The following is a 565-nucleotide window of genomic DNA, read 5'->3' as shown; positions in this document are numbered from 1 at the left end:
CGGCCAGGTACAGGGCGCGCACGCCCGGTGTGAGCGGGCGGCCCTCCATCTGCGAGTCGCCCAGGGAGTGTTCGGTGGCGACGACGGCGCGCACCCCGGCGAGACGCGCGGCGAGGCGCCCGTAGAGGCAGGCGCGGTAGAGGTGGGTGTGGACGAGGTCGTAGCCGCCGGAGCGGATGAGGCGGACCAGGCGGGGCAGGGCGCCCAGGTCGCGGTTGCCGGCCATGCCGAGGTGGACGACGCGCACTCCGTCCGCGGTCAGCCCGTCGGCCACCGACCCCGGGTTGGTGAGCGTCACGACGTCGCAGTCGGCGGGCAGGTGCCGCAGCAGGAGCCGCAGTTGCTGCTCGGCACCGCCGACGCCGAGGCCCGTGATGATGTGCAGCGCCCTCATCGCAGGCCTGCCACGGGACGGCGGCGCAGCCGGTGCAGCCGGTGTTTGAGGTACAGCCGGGCGGCGGTGTCGTTCTGCCCGATGTGGATGCGGGGCAGGGCGTGCGGGCCGGTGAGCGGGCCGGGGTCGATCGCGCAGGCGTACGCGTATCCGGCGTCCCGTACGGCGTCC

Annotated in this window: 1 protein-coding gene and 1 pseudogene; both read right to left on the bottom strand. The window is 75.0% G+C overall.

Annotated elements, in window-relative coordinates; genetic code table 11:
* A partial coding sequence (locus tag BZL64_RS41490) for a glycosyltransferase (protein ID WP_244205559.1) occupies positions 1 to 394 on the bottom strand: 394 nt, incomplete at its 3' end.
* A pseudogene (locus BZL64_RS41485) lies at positions 391 to 565 on the bottom strand (polysaccharide deacetylase family protein); the annotation flags it as partial. The gene BZL64_RS41490 and the pseudogene BZL64_RS41485, both read right to left, overlap by 4 nt.

It is taken from the genome of Streptomyces bobili, assembly GCF_002154575.1.
Classification (GTDB): domain Bacteria; phylum Actinomycetota; class Actinomycetes; order Streptomycetales; family Streptomycetaceae; genus Streptomyces; species Streptomyces bobili.
This window is presented reverse-complemented; position numbering and strand designations above follow the sequence as displayed.